Source organism: Bradyrhizobium sp. (assembly GCF_027451485.1).
Taxonomy (GTDB): domain Bacteria; phylum Pseudomonadota; class Alphaproteobacteria; order Rhizobiales; family Xanthobacteraceae; genus Bradyrhizobium.
Genome location: NZ_DAIDJE010000117.1, coordinates 1 through 17,418, shown reverse-complemented (window position 1 = coordinate 17,418; position 17,418 = coordinate 1). Strand labels below are relative to the sequence as shown.

Genomic DNA, 17,418 nt, shown 5'->3' with positions numbered 1-17,418 from the left:
CGCACGAAGCAATGCCGAAGTTCAAAGCGATGAAGCACGTTCGTCTGCTCTGCCTGGTATCCGTGTTCGCCAGCGCGGGCTGCACGCAGCCGGGCTTTCTGGCGTCCCTTGCCAATCAACCCCCGCCACCGGCAGAGCGTCTGAATCCCGGGACGGCGCCACCGGACAAGTGGACGCCGGCCCCCGATGTGACGGATGACGACGAGTTTTTGCCGAACACCGAGCGCATTTCAAAGTTGCCGCGCAAGGTCGGCGAATGCTTCGAGACTACAATCACCTCGATCACCGACCGCTATGGCGAGGATTTGCCGCCGCGGCCCAAGAGGGGAGCCGATCCTGGCACTCTCGTCCGCTTCTCCAATTCAGGCGTTCAGGTTTCGCTCCACCGCGAGAACGCGATCGTTCACTCGCAGATCTTCGACAAGGTCAATATGTGCCTGGTGCAGGTGCCGCAGCAATGTCCCGGCGATCTCCGCGGCCGCGTTTACAAGACGACCAACCTGCGGACCAACGAAAGCTGGAGCCTCGCCAACGACATTACGAGTTGCGGTGGCCCGGCAGGGTAGACCCGGCGGCAAAACCCTTTGGTCCAGCCGCATGTCTTCCTGACCATGCTTCAGACCGCGGCTAACCAGCACAAAGTCCCATTGCCGATTAAGTCAACCACGGTTAACGGAAGAGCCGCATTATCGATGAAGCTTTGGGCAAAGGCTCCGCACAAGAGAGCCGACCCGGATACCGCAACGGGAGGGATTTGATGACCACGATATTGCCGCGGCGTACAGCCGCTTTGCTGGCCTTTGCATGTCTGGGGCTTGGCGTTGCCACCTCGGCGCACGCCCAGGACAAGAACGTCAAGATCGGCGTGCTGAACGACATGTCGAGCCTTTACGCCGATATTGGCGGCCCAAATTCGGTGGTGGCCGTCAAGATGGCTGTGGAAGATTCCGGTTTGCAGGCGAAAGGCTGGAAGATCGACGTGATCAGCGGCGATCACCAGAACAAGCCCGACGTCGGCGTCAGCATCGCGCGGCAGTGGATCGACACCGAGAAGGTCGATGCGATCGCCGATACGCCGAATTCCGGTGTGGCGCTGGCCGTCAGCAATGTTGTGAAGGAGAAGAATGCGATCCTGCTGAACAACGGCGCGGCGACCGCCGACCTCACCGGCAAGGCGTGCAACGCCAACACCGTCTCCTACAGCTACGACACGTATATGCTCGCGAACGGCACGGGCAAGGCGCTGACCAAGGCCGGCGGCGATACCTGGTTCTTCCTGACCGCCGATTACGCTTTCGGAAAGGCGCTGGAACGTGACACGAGTGCAGTCGTCGTCGCCAACGGTGGCAAGGTCTTGGGCGACGTCAAGCACCCGCTCAACACCGCCGACTTCTCCTCTTTCCTGTTGCAGGCGCAGGCCTCCAAGGCGAAGGTCATTGGACTCGCCAATGCCGGCGGCGACACCGACAACGCCATCAAACAGGCTTCCGAATTCGGCATCGTTGCGGGCGGCCAGAAGCTAGCCGCGCTTCTGCTGTTCATCAACGACGTGCATTCGCTTGGACTGAAGACCGCGCACGGCCTGACCTTCACCGCCTCCTTCTACTGGGACCTGAACGACAAGACGCGGGCCTGGTCGAAGCGCTTCCAGGAAAAGACCCACAATCACGCCATGCCCTCGATGACGCAGGCCGGCAACTATGCCGTCGTGCTGCATTATCTGAAAACGCTGGAGGCGATGGGCGGCAATCCGCATGACGGCGCCAAGGTGGTTGCCAAGATGAAGGAAATGCCGACCGACGATCCCTTGTTCGGCAAGGGTCCGCTTCGCGCCGACGGTCGGCGCCTGATTCCGGCCTATCTATTCGAGGTGAAGAAGCCGGAAGAGTCGAAATATCCGTGGGACTATTACAAGCTGGTGGCAACGATTGCACCTGACGACGCCGCCAAGCCGCTGTCGCAGAGCGATTGCCCGCTGGTGAAGAAGTAGAGCAGACGCGCGCTGCGGTCGTTCGACGGAGCGCGCTCACCATGCGGCCGTCATTTCCGGGATGCGTCGTCGCGACAAAATGGCCAAGCCATTTTGCGCGAAGAAGCGGGCCTGGAAATCCAGTTCGCCTGGCATCTGATCGGCACGCTGGATTTTCGGCTGCGCCATTGCGCACGATTGTTCGCTCGCTGCACTCGCGCCCGGAACGGCTGTGGAAACGGAGCGGAGATGAAGAGAATCCTTGTGGCTCTCTCGATTGTCCTGTCGTCCGGCGCGGCAGCCCACGCGCTGGACAGAGAGCAGCAACACGCGCGAGCGTTGCTCGAAGAATTCTGCGGTCGTTGTCACGCCGTTGGCAGGACCGGGCAAAGTCCGCATCGCTACGCGCCGCCGTTCCGGGAGCTTGGCGAAAACAAGCTCTATGACGCCGACTTCAGCCAGCGGTTGCAGAATGGGCTCAGCAGCATTCATCCTGATATGCCGACATTCCGCTTCAGCCAGCGCGATGCGGGCGCTGTGACCGAGTATCTCCGAGCGATTCAGTCCAAGGCACGTCGATGAGGCCACCTTCTGAAATCCGAGCGGCGGACATGATCCTTTTGTCAGGATAGGAATCTCGCATGATGCCGCGCAGGCAACTGCTTTCCGCTTGACAGCTTTTCACGCAATTCACCTGATTTGCCCGTCGCGTTAATCTGTCGCACGCAACTTCGCTTGTGGCGTCGGGCAAATCACGGGCATTTCTTCGCACGTCCCGTACCCCTTGAGAGGGCGCTTCGCGATCATCACGAACGTTGGGTGCAGGATGCGATGGACGCCGGCGCATCGACTGACGAGCGATGTCGCAGGCGGACGGCGAAGTCGTGTGGGCCTGATATCCCGACGCTGATATCAACCTGGTGACGATGCTGACGCATCGCACCGGGGACGGAGGCAACAAAGCCCGGTCTCCGGGGCGAGCACGAAGGAAACCGTAACACCTTCGCGCAGGGAATGCCGGTGATTTCCGGTGAACCTGTGGTGACTTATCTGCGTGCTCTCATTCTTTGCACGCGGAGCTGCGGGTGCGACCGGCACCCGGCATTCCCTGCGTCCTCTGAAGGAGGACTTCGGCCAGAACCCGGGCATTTGGTGCCGCGGGAAGGGCTTGTCCATGCCAATTGGAGGGCAGCCTGCGGCCACCCCTCAAGACCCCGCTTTGCACCTCCTTGGGAATCGGGGCCCATTTGCCGCTGGACCTCTGGCGAGAGCCGCACCAGGCGCGGCGCCTCGAACCGTGAGGCCGGTGCGCCGGGTAAGGTTCCGAGCTATCTCCACCATATCTGGCATAATTATCAGGCGACTACCGCAACGGCTTGGCCGACGGGGGGCGATGTGGTATCCCGCAGGCACTCTTTCGACCGCCATTCGTTGACCGATCGCGACGCTCTCACAGTCGCGGCGGTGGAGAATTTTGCCAATGAGCTCATCGTCTTCCAGCGCCCAAGCCGCCTCCACGCCCTCGTCGTTCTTCACCGCGGGGCTTGCCGAGGCCGACCCCGAAATCGCTGCCGCGATCAAGGGCGAGCTGGGCCGCCAGCGCCACGAGATCGAGCTGATCGCCTCGGAAAACATCGTCAGCCGCGCTGTGCTCGAAGCGCAGGGTTCGGTGATGACCAACAAATACGCCGAGGGCTATCCGGGCGCCCGCTATTATGGCGGTTGCGAGTGGGTCGACGTGGCCGAAACGCTCGCGATCGAGCGGGCCAAGAAGCTGTTTGGTGCCAACTTCGCCAACGTGCAGCCGAACTCCGGCAGCCAGATGAACCAGGCGGTGTTTCTGGCGCTTCTTCAGCCCGGCGACACCTTCATGGGCCTTGATCTCGCCGCCGGCGGACATCTCACCCACGGCTCGCCGGTCAACATGTCCGGCAAGTGGTTCAAGGCGGTGCACTATACGGTGCGCCGCGAAGATCAGCTGCTCGACATGGATGCGATCGCGAGACAGGCCGAACAGGTTCGGCCCAAGCTGATCATCGCCGGCGGTTCGGCCTATTCGCGCGCCTGGGATTTCAAGCGGTTTCGCGAGATCGCGGACAGCGTCGGCGCCTATCTGCTGGTCGACATGGCGCATTTCGCGGGGCTGGTGGCCGGCGGCGTGCATGCTTCTCCGGTGCCGCACGCGCATGTCACGACGACGACGACGCACAAGTCGCTGCGCGGCCCCCGCGGCGGTCTGATCCTCTGCAACGATGAGACGCTCGCCAAGAAGTTCAATTCGGCGATCTTCCCGGGCCTGCAAGGTGGCCCGCTGATGCATGTGATCGCAGCGAAGGCGGTTGCGTTTGCGGAAGCCTTGCAGCCGGAATTCAAGGTCTACGCCAGGAACGTCGTCGAGAACGCGAAGGCGCTGGCGGAAAGTCTGCGCGCCGAGGGCCTCGACATCGTGTCCGGCGGCACGGACAACCACCTGATGCTGGTCGACCTTCGCCCGAAGGGCTTGAAGGGCAACGTCTCCGAAAAGGCGCTGGTTCGCGCCGCCATCACCTGCAACAAGAACGGCATTCCGTTCGACCCCGAAAAGCCGTTCGTGACCTCGGGTCTTCGCCTGGGCACCCCGGCCGCGACCACGCGCGGCTTTGGCGTTGCCGAGTTCAAGCAGGTCGGCGGCATGATCGCGGAAGTCTTGAACGCGGTCGCGCAGTCGAAGGACGGCTCTGCGCCGCTGGTGGAGCAGGCCATGAAGGAACGGGTGAAGGCGCTTACCGATCGCTTCCCGATTTACCAGTAAAGGTCCGTTCGCATGCGTTGCCCAAGCTGCAACAGTCTCGATACGCAGGTGAAGGACTCCCGTCCGACGGAAGACTCCGCCGTGATCCGGCGCCGGCGGGTTTGCGTCGCCTGCAATTTCCGTTTCACCACCTTCGAGCGCGTGCAGCTTCGCGAACTGACGGTCATCAAGCGCAACGGCCGCCGGGTGCCGTTCGACCGCGACAAGCTGATGCGCTCGGTGCAGATTTCCTTGCGCAAGCGCCCGGTGGATTCGGAGCGCGTGGAGAAAATGGTCTCTGCCATCGTGCGCGAGCTCGAGAGCGGCGGCGAGGCTGAGATTTCCTCCGAGGCGATCGGCGAGATCGTGATGGAGCATCTGCGCCAGCTCGACGACGTGGCCTATGTGCGCTTCGCTTCGGTCTACCGCAACTTCCGCGAGGCCAAGGATTTCGAGGCGGTGCTCGGCGAACTCTCCGGCGAGGATGACGCGCGGATCACGCTGTTACGCAAATGATCTTCCGCATTCTGGAAGAACAGCTCGCGCAGAAGATGAAAGACTCGAAGGCGGCCGATGAGCGCTTCATGCAGCTTGCGCTGACGCTTGGCCGGCGCGGCCTCGGGCGAACCTGGCCCAATCCGGCCGTCGGCGCGGTGGTGGTGAAGGATGGCGTCATTGTCGGCCGCGGCTGGACGCAGCCGGGCGGTCGCCCTCATGCCGAGCCGATCGCGCTTGCGCAGGCTGGCGAGGCGGCGCGCGGCGCGACGCTCTATGTGACGCTGGAACCCTGTTCTCACGTCGGCAAATCGCCGCCTTGCGCGGACGCCGTCATCACCGCTGGCATCAAGCGCGTCGTGTCGGCGATCGATGACCCCAATCCGGAAGTGGCCGGGCAGGGCCATGCGAAGCTGCGCAAGGCCGGGATAGAGGTCGCCGTCGGGCTCGAGGCCGAGGAAGCCGCGCGCGCCCATGCCGGCCATTTCCGCCGCGTTCGCGAGCACCGTCCGCAGGTGATCCTGAAGCTCGCCGTCTCTTCCGACGACAAGATCGCGGCCGCCGGTCACAAGCCGATTGCGATTTCGGGCGATCTCGCCAAATCGCACATGCATCTGTTGCGGGCACAGTGTGACGCCATTCTGGTTGGGATCGGCACGGTGCTGTCGGACGATCCGCTTTTGACCTGCCGCCTGCCGGGTATGCAGGCGCGTTCGCCGGTCCGCGTCGTGCTCGATCGCGCCTTGAGGATCCCTCCGGCCAGCCGGCTGGTTCATTCCGCCCGCGGCACGCCGCTTTGGGTGGTCACCTCGGAACTCGCGGAGGCGCCCGCCGCCACGATTCTGGGGGCGAGTGGCGCCCATGTGATCCGCGTCGCTTCGACGCCGGCCGGGCTGGACGTGTTGGTCGTCCTGCGCGAACTCGCCGAGCGCGGCATCACCCGGCTTCTGGTCGAGGGCGGAGCGCGCGTAGCCTCTTCCTTTGTCGCCGCTGGGCTGGTCGACGAATTCTGGCTGCTTCGTGCGCCGAAGGCGATCGGTCCTGACGGTGTGCCAGCGCTCGATGCATTGCCGCTCGGCGCCATCACGCAGTCGTCGGCCTTTCGTCTTCGTGCTAGCGAAGACTTAAGTTCCGACACATTAACGATTTACGAGCGCGCTTAATGTTTACCGGCATCGTCTCCGACATCGGCGAGATCGCAAGCCTGACCCCGGTCGCGCAGGGGCAGCTGCATCGCTTGCGTATTGCCTGCCACTACGATCGCGCAACGATTGCGGATGGCGCGTCGATCGCCTGCAATGGCGTGTGTCTCACGGTCGTCGCTTCCGGCATCGAAAGGGACAAGACCTGGTTCGATGTCGATGCCGCCGCCGAGACGCTGGGCATGACGACGGCGAGGCTCTGGGACGTCGGCACCAGGCTCAATCTGGAACGGGCGCTGAAGATCGGCGACGAACTCGGCGGCCATATCGTTGCCGGTCACGCGGACGGCGTGGCGACGATCCGTTCCCGCGAGGATTTGCCCGATATGGCTCGGTTTACGCTCCATACCACGCGAGAACTCGCCCGTTTCATTGCACCCAAGGGATCGATCACGCTGGATGGGGTTTCGCTTACGGTCAATGCGGTCAAGGACACGACGTTTTCCGTGCTGATCATCCCGCATACGCTCAGTGTCACGACGCTGTCGTCGTGGCGCGCGGGCAGCGAAGTCAATATCGAGGTCGATCTGATGGCGCGTTACGCGGCGCGGTTGACGGAAATGACGTGATGCTTTGATCTCAACTCGTCATACGCGGGCTTGACCCGCGTATCCATCTTCTTAACAAGATGGATTGCCGGGCATAGGATAGCGGAAGGCTGTGCCCGGCAATGACAACGCAACCGATAGACGGAACAGCATGGCAGACGCGCGGCGCGCACCTCTCAAGGACCAGACCGATATTTCCGGCGCACGGGCGCTGATTGTCGAGGCGCGTTTCTATGACGACATTCAGGATGCGCTTTTGGAGGGCGCGGTTGCGGAATTGAAGGCGGCCGGCGTTGGCCACGACGTCATCACGGTTCCCGGCGCGCTGGAAATTCCTGCGGCGATCGCGATTGCCGTGGATGCCGCGGAAAAAATCGGCAAGCCCTATGACGCGGCGATTGCGCTCGGCTGTGTCATCCGCGGCGACACCATCCATTTCGAGATCGTCTCGACCGAATCATCGCGCGCGCTGATGGATTTGGCAGTTTCGAAGCGATTCCCGCTGGGCAACGGGATATTGACGGTCAACACCGAAGCGCAGGCATGGGCGAGAGCACGGGCCAGCGAACTCAACAAGGGCGGCGACGCTGCGCGCGCGGCGCTGGCAATGCTGCGGATCAAGCGCCGGCTGAATCAACGATCATGAACGACAAGAAAAATCAGATCAGAAGGCCCGCGAAGCCTCCCGAGCGCAAGGCCAACCGTCGCGGCGCGGCCAGGCTTGCCGCCGTGCAGGCGCTATATCAAATGGATATTGCCGGCGCCGGCATCAACGACATTTTCGCCGAATTCGAGAGCCACTGGCTTGGCAATGAGGTCGAAGGCGATACCTACCTTCCGGCGGAAGCTGCGTTTTTCCGCGACGTGGTGTCCGGGGTGGTGCGCGATCAGGCGATGCTCGATCCGCTGATCGATGAGGCCTTGTCAAAGGGCTGGCCGCTGAAGCGGATCGATGCCATCTTGCGCGCGGTGCTGCGCGCCGGCGCCTATGAACTGCAACATCGCAAGGACGTTCCCGGCCGCGTCGTGGTGTCCGAATATGTCGATGTCGCGCACGCCTTTGTCGAGGCGGAGGAGACCGGTATGGTGAATGCGGTTCTCGATCAGATCGCACGCCACTTCCGCGGTAGCGAATTCGTGCGGGCCGGTGGCTGAGATGGCCGTCTCCGGAGCGCCAGCATCCGGCGAGGACGCTCTGATCGCTCGCTACTTCAAGCCGCTGGCGACCGACCCGGGTGCTTTTGGGCTCAGCGATGACGCCGCCGTCCTGAAGGCGCTCGGCGAGGACATTGTCGTCACGACCGATGCGCTGGTCGAGGGTGTCCATTTCTTTGCCGACGATCCCGCATATACGATTGCGCAGAAGGCGCTGCGGGTGAACCTGTCCGATCTCGCCGCGAAAGGCGCCGATCCGGCGGGCTTTGTGCTCTCCGTGGCGCTACGTAAGGTTGACGAAGCCTGGCTTTCGGACTTTGCGCGCGGGCTTGGTGCGGATGCGATCGCTTTCAACTGCCCGCTCCTGGGGGGCGATACGGTTTCGACGCCCGGCCCGCTGATGGTCTCGATTACCGCGTTCGGCCGTGTGGGGCCGGGGCAGATGGTTCACCGTAGCGGCGCGAAACCGGGCGATCATGTGGTGGTGACCGGAACGATCGGTGATGCGGCCCTCGGCCTCGATATTCTGAAACGGGGCAGGGTGGCCGACGCGCTTGCCGGCGATGCAGCTTCGCGGGACGCGCTGGTCGGCCGCTATCGCGTTCCGCAGCCGCGCAATGCACTCGCGCCGTTGATCCGCGCGCATGCGCATGCGGCCATGGATGTTTCGGACGGACTGGCCGGGGACCTTGCGAAACTTTGCGCGGTGTCAGGTGTCTCGGCCGTGATTGATCTGAAATCCATCCCGCTGTCGAATGCTGCTGGCAAAGCTCTCTCGGCCGGCGCCGCCGGCATGCGCGAGATCGTCTCGGGTGGCGACGACTACGAGGTTCTCTGCACGGTCGACCCGGGAGCATTGGATGAATTCATTCAAGCTGCTCGGCTCGCGGCGGTGGTGGTGAGCCCGATCGGGACGGTCATCGCCGGCCAGTCTGCCCCGAAATGGCTGGATGTGGAGGGCAAGGAACTGCCGCTAACGCGTACCTCCTACAGCCATTTCTAGGAATTTCACGAAAATGGCCTGTTCCGGTGCAAATACCTTTCGAAATCGTTCGTTTTTGCGTCCGGTGGCGTTGCACGGGACATGCGATTTTGGCATGGTCCCGGCCGATTTCAGGCCATCCCTTGGGCAGGGCGGGTCTGCTTTTTGTGCGCCGGCCGCGACCGCGACCCCGGCGTGGGGGCATCTTAGAGATCTGAGGCAAGTTCTATGACAGCATTAGGGTTGATCGTGCTCTGCGGCGCGCTTTCCATCGTCTACGCCATCTGGGCAACGACGTCGGTGTTGAAGGCCGATGCGGGCAATCCGCGCATGCAGGAGATTGCGGCCGCGGTACGTGAAGGCGCGCAGGCCTATCTGCGCCGCCAGTACGCCACCATCGGCCTTGTGGGCATCGTGATCTTTGCGCTGCTCGCTTATTTCCTCGGCATCCTCGTTGCGGTCGGTTTTGCGATCGGCGCAATCCTGTCAGGGGCGGCCGGCTTCATCGGAATGAACGTGTCGGTTCGCGCCAACGTCCGTACCGCGCAAGCGGCGACCACCTCGCTCGCCGGAGGCCTCGAACTCGCTTTCAAGGCCGGTGCGATCACCGGCCTTCTGGTGGCGGGTCTGGCACTGCTCGGCGTCACGCTTTATTTCGGCTTCCTGACCTATTCGCTGCATCTGGCTGCCGGCAGCCGCACGGTAGTTGATGCCATGGTTGCGCTCGGTTTTGGCGCTTCGCTGATCTCGATTTTTGCCCGTCTTGGCGGAGGCATCTTCACCAAGGGCGCCGATGTCGGCGGCGATCTCGTCGGCAAGGTCGAGGCCGGCATTCCGGAAGACGATCCGCGCAACCCCGCTACGATCGCCGACAACGTTGGCGACAACGTCGGCGACTGCGCCGGCATGGCGGCCGACCTGTTCGAGACCTACGCAGTGACCGCGGTTGCCACCATGGTGCTGGCGGCGATCTTCTTTGCCAAGACGCCGATCCTCGCCAACATGATGACACTGCCCCTCGCAATTGGCGGCATCTGCATCATCACCTCGATCGTCGGCACCTTCTTCGTCAAGCTCGGCGCGAGCCAGTCGATCATGGGCGCGCTCTACAAGGGCTTGATTGCGACCGGTATCCTGTCGCTGATCGGCGTCGCCGTCGTGATCCATCAACTGATCGGCTTCGGCAAGCTTACCGGCGTGGACTACACCGGCATGGCGCTGTTCGAATGCGGCGTGGTCGGCCTGATCGTGACGGGCCTGATCATCTGGATCACCGAATACTACACCGGTACCGACTACCGTCCCGTCAAGTCGATTGCTGCGGCTTCCGTCACCGGTCACGGCACCAACGTGATCCAGGGCTTGGCGATCTCGATGGAAGCGACCGCTTTGCCGGCCCTCGTCATCATCGCCGGCATTCTGGTGACCTACAGCCTTGCCGGCCTGTTCGGCATCGCGATTGCGACCACCACGATGCTGTCGCTCGCCGGCATGATCGTCGCGCTCGACGCCTTCGGTCCGGTAACGGACAACGCCGGTGGCATCGCCGAGATGGCAGGCCTTCCGAAGGAAGTGCGCAAGTCGACCGACGCGCTGGATGCGGTCGGCAACACCACCAAGGCCGTTACCAAGGGCTATGCGATCGGTTCGGCCGGTCTCGGCGCGCTGGTGTTGTTTGCCGCCTATAACCAGGATCTCAAGTTCTTTATCTCTGGCGGCGCCGGCAGCGCTTACTTCCAGGGCGTCAGTCCTGATTTCTCGCTGACCAACCCCTATGTCGTGGTTGGCCTGCTGTTCGGCGGCCTGTTGCCCTATCTGTTTGGTGCCCTTGGCATGACCGCGGTGGGCCGCGCGGCCGGCGCAATCGTCGAAGAGGTGCGCCGTCAGTTCCGCGAAAAGCCGGGCATCATGCAGGGTACCGACAAGCCCGACTACGGTAAGGCCGTCGACCTGCTGACCAAGGCGGCGATCAAGGAAATGATTATTCCCTCGCTTCTGCCGGTGCTGTCACCCATCGTGGTCTACTTCGTGATCTATGCGATCGCAGGCGGTGGTGCGGCGGGCAAGTCGGCAGCGTTCTCCGCCGTCGGCGCAATGCTGCTCGGGGTGATCGTCACTGGCCTGTTCGTCGCGATTTCGATGACCTCGGGCGGTGGCGCCTGGGACAACGCCAAGAAGTACATCGAGGACGGCCACTACGGCGGCAAGGGGTCAGATGCCCACAAGTCGGCCGTGACCGGCGATACCGTCGGCGATCCCTACAAGGACACGGCGGGTCCGGCGGTGAACCCGATGATCAAGATCACCAACATCGTTGCACTCTTGTTGCTGGCGATTCTCGCCCACTGACCGAGTGCAGCTGGAACAAACCCCCGCGGGCTTGCGCACGCGGGGGTTTTGTTTTGTGGAAACACTGGAGAGGAGCAACTGCGAGCCTCTTCGGCTGCTCTTATCGCATCCGATTTTAGTGGTTATCGCCCTGGCCGATATTGAGGGCCTTAAACAGCGGTGCGACGTAATTGATTTCCTGGCCAGAAGTCGGCGTGGTGCGGCTGATGAAGTCGAAAATCCTGCCGTCTTTCATCCCGTAATTGGCAAGGCGCCGCACCTGGCGATTCTTGTCAAAGTAGACGGCGATGACACGCTGATCGACAAGCCGGTCGGCCATGAAAGCGAGCGGGCGTTCGGAGCGCTGCGAGATATAGTAAAATACCTCACCGTTGAGCGTGGCGACGGTGGACGGGGTTCCCATTACAATCAGGACCTGATCCTGGCTGGCGCCGATCGGAATTTGTTCAAGAGCGCCCGGCGGCAGAACGTAGCCCCTCTGAAACTGCTCGCCGCAGCCGCTAACCACGGCGCACAGCAAGGCGATTGCGGCCGCAGCTCGGAGGCCGCGCCAGCCGGAGCTGCGTGCAAAACCTGTCAGATTGGACTTGATCATCCCCGAATGGGTCCCATCCCCTTGCGTCAGATGCGGCCTTGGCGTACCCGGCACTGCGTCCGATTGCAACAAGCTAGCGCAGGCAGGACCCACAATGCCTTGGCCATTCAACCACTTCAGCAAACCCCGGGGGCCCCTGCGCGGCACCATTGAGGGCATCTATGGCATGATCGTGACGCAGGCGCGAGAACCGTTGTTCTACCGCGACTTTGGGGTGATCGACACGGTTGACGGCCGTTTCGACCTCCTGATCCTGCACTTATGGATCGTATTGCGACGATTTCGATCCGCCGAGGTATCCGCCAACGTGTCGCAAGCTCTTTTCGATCGCTTTTGCGACGACATGGATGCCAATCTGAGAGAAATGGGGGTCGGCGATCTCGCCGTTCCCAAGCGGATGCAGGCTTTTGGCGAAGCATTTTATGGCCGCAGCACAGCCTACGATCTGGCGCTCGCCGCCGGTGACGAGGCGTTGGCGGCGGCCGTCTGCAAGAATGTCTTGAACGGAGAGGGCATGGAAAACGCCCGGCGGCTCGCCACCTATGTGAGGACGGCGTTGGCCCGTCTGGATAGAATCGATGATGCCGCACTGCTCGCTGCCGCATGGGACTTTCCCGCTCCGTCCGAAGCAGGCGGGTCCCGTTCCTGAAGAGTAATGGATGATGAAGCCTGCTGACCCCTGGCGTGTCCCCATTGTCGTGGCACAGATACCGGATACCGGGCTCCATCGGGCGTTCGAAGCGGGCGCGGCATCGCGAGCGGCGATGGCCGAGATCGCTGGAGTGCGTGAAGTCATATCGGCGAGCGCATCGTTCGACCTGCAGCTCAAGAGCGGTGGTCGGGTGCATGTCGCAGGCGAGGTGCATGCGCGGATCGGGCAGACCTGCGTGGTGACGCTTGAGCCCATCGAGAACGAGATCGACGAACTTGTCGATCTGACGTTTGCGCCTCCGGAGCAAATTCGCAGTCTTGCCGCTTTGGTGGATGAAGCTGCCCAAAGCGAAGACGAGGAGGTCCCTGATCCGCCGGAGCCGATCGCGGACGGAGTAATTGATCTCGGCCGACTTGCGACCGACGTTCTGTTCCTGGCGATCGATCCCTATCCGCGCAAGCCGGACGCCGTTTTCGAGCCGCCGCGGGAAATTGTCGATCCCGCTGATCATCCGTTTGCGGCGTTGAAGACGCTGCAGACCGGAGGCGGGTCGCCGCCGGACAAGAAGGGCCCCAATTAGGCTGATGCGCGGAATTCAGGCGAAACCTGATCTCTCAAAGGTGTGTTTAACCTTTTGAAAAAATTTGTGTTATTCGGTTTTTCGATTCTATCGCCACCGGGCTTGCGCGGTAAATGGCGGCGGTCAAGAGGTTGTGTCGATATGGAGAAACGCTATTGTCGCGCCCCAGTCTGGCGCAGTGTGGTGCTACGCTGATCGCTGCAACCGTGGCGGTTGTCGCGGCCGACATTCAAGTCCGGTAAGAGGTCGGGTTTCCGGGACGTTCATGCCGCAGAAGGTTCGAATAGCGCTTGACGCCATGGGGGGTGACGTCGGCGCATCAGTCGTTATTCCCGGCGCCGCGATTTCTCTGATCCGACATCCCGACACGGAATTTCTCCTGTTCGGCGATCGCGCCGTTATCGATGCGCAGTTGGCGAAATATCCGTCCTTGAAGGCGGTTTCATCCGTGAGCCATACGGACGTTGCGGTGAGCATGCACGACAAGCCAAGCCAGGCTTTGCGGCGCGGGCGCAAGACCTCGTCAATGTGGCTTGCGATTGACGCGGTGAAAAAAGGCGAGGCGGATGTCGCCGTCTCAGCGGGTAACACCGGCGCGCTGGTCGCGATGGCGCGCTTCTGCCTACGCATGCTGCCCGGAATCGATCGCCCCGCGCTCGCGGCGATTTACCCGACCATTCGAGGGGATTCGGTCGTGCTCGACCTCGGCGCTACGATCGGTGGCGATGCCCGTCATTTGGTGGCACTCGCGGTTATGGGCAGTGCAATGGCGAGTGTAGTGCTGAACCTTGAGCGGCCGAGTGTGGGGCTTCTCAACATCGGTGTCGAGGAGATGAAGGGCCATGAGGAAATCCGCGAGGCGGCGGAGCTCTTGCGCGAAATGAGCCTGCCGCAGCTCAATTATACCGGCTTCGTCGAAGGCGATGGCATTGGCCGTGGGGATGCCGACGTGATCGTTACGGAGGGATTCAGCGGCAATATCGCGTTGAAGACGGCCGAGGGGACGTTCCGTCAGTTCAGCGCAGTTCTCCGCGACTCCATCAGCCGACATTGGCTTGCCCGGATCGGTTATTTGCTCTCGTTCCAGGCGTTCAGGGCCCTACGTGAAAAACTCGATCCGCGTCGCGCCAATGGCAGTGTCCTGCTCGGGCTCAACGGCATCGTGGTCAAAAGCCACGGCGGAACCGACGCCGACGGCTTTGCCTATGCTGTCGATGTTGGCTATGAGATGGCCAGGTACGACCTCCTCAACAAGATCAATCAAATGCTTAATCGCGAGGGCGGCGGTCTTGTCCCCAGCCCGCCCACGCCGGAGTCTGTTTCGTGACTGTATTACGCTCGGTCGTGCTTGGCTGCGGCTCCTATCTACCGGAGCGGATCCTGACCAATGCTGAACTGGCGAGGCGGATCGACACCTCTGACGAGTGGATCGTCCAGCGCACCGGCATCCGCCAGCGCCATATTGCCGCCGACGGCGAGTTTACTTCGCACCTGGCAATCAATGCTGCGCGTGCGGCACTGGCACATGCCGGCGTCGATGCCCAATCAATCGACCTGATCGTGCTGGCGACCTCGACGCCCGACAACACGTTTCCGGCCACCGCGGTTGCGGTCCAGAACGGGCTTGGCATTCACCATGGGGCGGCTTTCGATTTGCAGGCCGTCTGTTCAGGCTTCGTATTCGCGCTCGCTACAGCCGATAATTTTCTGCGCGGCGGTGCGTTCAAGCGCGCGCTTGTCATCGGTGCCGAAACATTCTCCCGAATTCTGGACTGGAACGACCGTGGGACCTGCGTGCTGTTCGGCGATGGCGCCGGCGCAGTGGTGCTGGAAGCGCAGACGCAGTCCGGGAAATCCTCCGATCGGGGCGTGTTGACGAGCCATCTGCGCTCGGACGGACGGCACAAGTCGAAGTTATATGTCGACGGCGGTCCATCCTCGACCCAGACCGTCGGCCATCTCAGAATGGAGGGGAGGGAAGTCTTCAAGCATGCGGTCGGCATGATTACGGACGTGATCGTCGATGCTTTTGACGCAACCGGAACGACCGCCGAGGACATCGACTGGTTTGTTCCCCATCAGGCTAACAAGAGAATCATCGATGCATCCGCGCACAAATTGCATATTGCGCCGCAGAAGGTCGTGCTCACCGTTGACCGGCACGGCAACACGTCAGCCGCCTCAATTCCCTTGGCGCTAGGGGTTGCCGTTGCCGATGGCCGCATCAAACAGGGCGATCTGGTGTTGCTCGAAGCCATGGGTGGCGGCTTTACCTGGGGATCGGCGCTGGTCCGTTGGTGAGCGAAGGGTAAACTAATCCCAGCGCTTTAGGCATTTCTTTCGTGTTATGGGGGCGGGTCGGAGGTTGACCGTCAGGGCTTAACCTCATAATTTTAGAAGCGAAAATTGTTCGCCGAGAGTGGGGCAGGCGATGACCGGAACTGGAAAAACCGTCACGCGGGTTGATTTGTGCGAGGCCGTCTACCAGAAGGTAGGACTGTCGCGTACGGAGTCATCCGCCTTTGTCGAACTGGTACTGAAAGAGATTACCGATTGCCTTGAGAAGGGCGAGACGGTGAAGCTGTCGTCGTTCGGCTCATTCATGGTGCGCAAGAAGGGCCAGCGGATCGGTCGAAACCCGAAGACCGGAACCGAAGTACCGATTTCGCCACGTCGCGTGATGGTGTTCAAGCCGTCCGCGATATTGAAGCAGCGCATCAACGGCCACAGCGCTGCAAACAACGGCAAGGCCGAATAGCCTGCGGGCCGTTCCGCGTTCGGACCAGAGGAGCGAGCATTTGGACAAGGCGCCGGATGCATTCCGAACCATCAGCGAGGTCGCCCAGGATCTCGACATTCCGCAGCACGTACTGCGGTTCTGGGAAACCCGATTCTCCCAGATCAAGCCGATGAAGCGGAGCGGCGGCCGGAGATATTATCGCCCGGACGATGTCGACCTGCTGAAGGGAATTCGCCGGCTGCTCTACGGCGAAGGCTACACCATCCGCGGTGTTCAGCGGATCTTGAAGGAGCATGGCGTCGGATCCGTGCAACGGCTTGCGGACGCCAACGCGATTGCCTCATTCGGTGCGATCGAGGAGGCGGTCGGTCAGAGCGTCCTGGAACATGACGACGACCTTGCTCCGGCCATGGACCTCGACGATGACGACTACGATAGCTCCGAGGAAAGCGGAATCCCGCGCTTTGCCGAGCGTCGCAGCCGAAAAGAAGTCGAAAGCTTTGATGACGAGGAGGCGATTGCTGGCGTTGCTGACATCGTCCCCATCATCGACGTGGGACGCTTGAAAGGTGTGCTCGAGGAGCTGATCGCCTGCCGCAAACTGCTTGATGCCGCGCTCAAGGACGGCTGAAGAGGTTGCCGGGAATTCAGGATGGCCGGCTTAACTATTTGATTGATCGAGAAGGCCCGGTCTGCCGCTCGCGCGGCTTGCGCGCGGGGCTGATCAAAGCTAATGGAACGACATCGGAGCGTGGCGCAGCCCGGTTAGCGCACTAGTCTGGGAGACTAGGGGTCGGAGGTTCAAATCCTCTCGCTCCGACCATCAAAAAGCCCTTCGCGAAGAGGGGCTTTTTTCATTTCGGGGATGTTCTCGGTGATGAGAACAAAACAGGACGTTTCCGGTCCAGCACTAATCCAGCACTACTGTCACCGGTTGTCAGCCTGGGCCCGAAGCCTGGCCCGACGGACGATCTTGTCGTTGACGGGGCGGTTCCGCTGCCACGCAATCACCTCGTCTTCGTACCACGCGCAGCGACCAGGGCTGATGCTATGGCTGCACGGAAACTCCCCCCTGCGGATCATCCTGATCAAAGTGCTCTCGCTGACCGGAACTATCCCCAGCACCTGCTTGATGTTCAGCTGACGCCGCGGTCGCTCATCGTTCCCCATGTCACCCCAACTCAGCAACTCATCCTCCTGACGCCTACGGGCACTCTCCAATGCACACTCTCCAGCGCCTCTCGCGCCATCCAGCTGCGGCGCGCGAGCTCTGCGCCAATCGGAACGGCTACGGGACACGGCGATCACCGTTTCCTGATATGGGGGGTCTGATCGCGAGGTGTCATGGAGAGCAGTCGCTACACTCCGGCGCATTGCAAGT

19 protein-coding genes and 1 tRNA gene are annotated in these 17,418 nt (G+C 62.0%); 18 read left to right on the top strand and 2 right to left on the bottom strand.

The genetic code is table 11. The features are described 5' to 3' along the window. Positions 1 to 11: 11 nt before the first annotated feature. From NEZ08_RS15390 to NEZ08_RS15340, 11 genes are all read left to right on the top strand, one after another. On the top strand, positions 12 to 566 hold the full coding sequence (locus NEZ08_RS15390) for a hypothetical protein (RefSeq protein WP_298108400.1): 555 nt from the start codon (positions 12 to 14) through the stop codon (positions 564 to 566). Positions 567 to 757: 191 nt separating this feature from the next. Continuing rightward, the gene (locus NEZ08_RS15385; RefSeq protein WP_298108398.1) at positions 758 to 1,990 is read left to right on the top strand and encodes an ABC transporter substrate-binding protein; all 1,233 of its coding nucleotides are present in this window, start codon (positions 758 to 760) and stop codon (positions 1,988 to 1,990) included. Positions 1,991 to 2,218: 228 nt separating this feature from the next. Then, the gene (locus NEZ08_RS15380; RefSeq protein ID WP_298108447.1) at positions 2,219 to 2,551 is read left to right on the top strand and encodes a cytochrome c; all 333 of its coding nucleotides are present in this window, start codon (positions 2,219 to 2,221) and stop codon (positions 2,549 to 2,551) included. Positions 2,552 to 3,449: 898 nt separating this feature from the next. Next, positions 3,450 to 4,760: a serine hydroxymethyltransferase gene (glyA, locus tag NEZ08_RS15375; protein WP_298108396.1), complete on the top strand. Its 1,311-nt coding sequence runs from the start codon at positions 3,450 to 3,452 to the stop codon at positions 4,758 to 4,760. A gap of 12 nt (positions 4,761 to 4,772) precedes the next feature. Continuing rightward, the gene (gene nrdR / locus NEZ08_RS15370) at positions 4,773 to 5,255 is read left to right on the top strand and encodes a transcriptional regulator NrdR (protein WP_298108393.1); all 483 of its coding nucleotides are present in this window, start codon (positions 4,773 to 4,775) and stop codon (positions 5,253 to 5,255) included. Then, complete coding sequence (ribD, locus tag NEZ08_RS15365) at positions 5,252 to 6,397, top strand: bifunctional diaminohydroxyphosphoribosylaminopyrimidine deaminase/5-amino-6-(5-phosphoribosylamino)uracil reductase RibD (RefSeq protein ID WP_298108390.1); 1,146 nt, start codon at positions 5,252 to 5,254, stop codon at positions 6,395 to 6,397. The genes nrdR and ribD overlap by 4 nt, the downstream gene beginning before the upstream one ends. Beyond that, on the top strand, positions 6,397 to 7,005 hold the full coding sequence (locus tag NEZ08_RS15360) for a riboflavin synthase (RefSeq protein WP_298108388.1): 609 nt from the start codon (positions 6,397 to 6,399) through the stop codon (positions 7,003 to 7,005). Before ribD ends, NEZ08_RS15360 begins: the two co-directional genes overlap by 1 nt. Positions 7,006 to 7,135: 130 nt before the next feature. Then, positions 7,136 to 7,630, top strand: coding sequence for a 6,7-dimethyl-8-ribityllumazine synthase (ribH, locus tag NEZ08_RS15355; RefSeq protein ID WP_298108385.1), 495 nt, complete (start codon positions 7,136 to 7,138; stop codon positions 7,628 to 7,630). Beyond that, entirely contained in the window at positions 7,627 to 8,139 is a 513-nt protein-coding gene (nusB, locus tag NEZ08_RS15350; protein WP_298108382.1) for a transcription antitermination factor NusB, read from the top strand. The genes ribH and nusB overlap by 4 nt, the downstream gene beginning before the upstream one ends. A gap of 1 nt (position 8,140) precedes the next feature. Beyond that, positions 8,141 to 9,142, top strand: a complete 1,002-nt coding sequence (gene thiL, locus NEZ08_RS15345; protein WP_298108378.1) for a thiamine-phosphate kinase — start codon at positions 8,141 to 8,143, stop codon at positions 9,140 to 9,142. 207 nt (positions 9,143 to 9,349) lie between these two features. Then, positions 9,350 to 11,470 (top strand): sodium-translocating pyrophosphatase, encoded by a 2,121-nt coding sequence (locus NEZ08_RS15340; RefSeq protein ID WP_298108375.1) that lies wholly within the window; start codon positions 9,350 to 9,352, stop codon positions 11,468 to 11,470. A gap of 115 nt (positions 11,471 to 11,585) precedes the next feature. On the opposite strand, the gene NEZ08_RS15335 is transcribed toward NEZ08_RS15340, so the two are convergent. Continuing rightward, the gene (locus NEZ08_RS15335) at positions 11,586 to 12,065 is read right to left on the bottom strand and encodes an outer membrane protein assembly factor BamE (protein WP_298108373.1); all 480 of its coding nucleotides are present in this window, start codon (positions 12,063 to 12,065) and stop codon (positions 11,586 to 11,588) included. Positions 12,066 to 12,159: 94 nt separating this feature from the next. On the opposite strand from NEZ08_RS15335, the gene NEZ08_RS15330 reads away from it, so the two are divergent. From NEZ08_RS15330 to NEZ08_RS15300, 7 genes are all read left to right on the top strand, one after another. Next, positions 12,160 to 12,714, top strand: coding sequence for a ubiquinol-cytochrome C chaperone family protein (locus NEZ08_RS15330; protein WP_298108445.1), 555 nt, complete (start codon positions 12,160 to 12,162; stop codon positions 12,712 to 12,714). A gap of 10 nt (positions 12,715 to 12,724) precedes the next feature. Continuing rightward, a complete protein-coding gene (locus NEZ08_RS15325; RefSeq protein ID WP_298108370.1) occupies positions 12,725 to 13,297 on the top strand; it encodes a DUF177 domain-containing protein in 573 nt (190 codons plus the stop codon). Between the two features lie 265 nt (positions 13,298 to 13,562). After that, entirely contained in the window at positions 13,563 to 14,624 is a 1,062-nt protein-coding gene (plsX, locus tag NEZ08_RS15320; protein ID WP_298108367.1) for a phosphate acyltransferase PlsX, read from the top strand. Next, positions 14,621 to 15,598: a beta-ketoacyl-ACP synthase III gene (locus NEZ08_RS15315; protein WP_298108364.1), complete on the top strand. Its 978-nt coding sequence runs from the start codon at positions 14,621 to 14,623 to the stop codon at positions 15,596 to 15,598. The genes plsX and NEZ08_RS15315 overlap by 4 nt, the downstream gene beginning before the upstream one ends. A gap of 130 nt (positions 15,599 to 15,728) precedes the next feature. Then, positions 15,729 to 16,055: an integration host factor subunit alpha gene (locus NEZ08_RS15310; RefSeq protein WP_298108361.1), complete on the top strand. Its 327-nt coding sequence runs from the start codon at positions 15,729 to 15,731 to the stop codon at positions 16,053 to 16,055. A 40-nt stretch (positions 16,056 to 16,095) separates the two neighbouring features. Further along, on the top strand, positions 16,096 to 16,668 hold the full coding sequence (locus tag NEZ08_RS15305) for a MerR family transcriptional regulator (RefSeq protein ID WP_298108358.1): 573 nt from the start codon (positions 16,096 to 16,098) through the stop codon (positions 16,666 to 16,668). 114 nt (positions 16,669 to 16,782) lie between these two features. After that, positions 16,783 to 16,860 (top strand) — tRNA-Pro (locus NEZ08_RS15300). A 104-nt stretch (positions 16,861 to 16,964) separates the two neighbouring features. Here NEZ08_RS15300 and NEZ08_RS25800 read toward each other — a convergent pair. Next, positions 16,965 to 17,207: a helix-turn-helix transcriptional regulator gene (locus tag NEZ08_RS25800; protein WP_367278419.1), complete on the bottom strand. Its 243-nt coding sequence runs from the start codon at positions 17,205 to 17,207 to the stop codon at positions 16,965 to 16,967. Positions 17,208 to 17,418 lie beyond the last annotated feature (211 nt).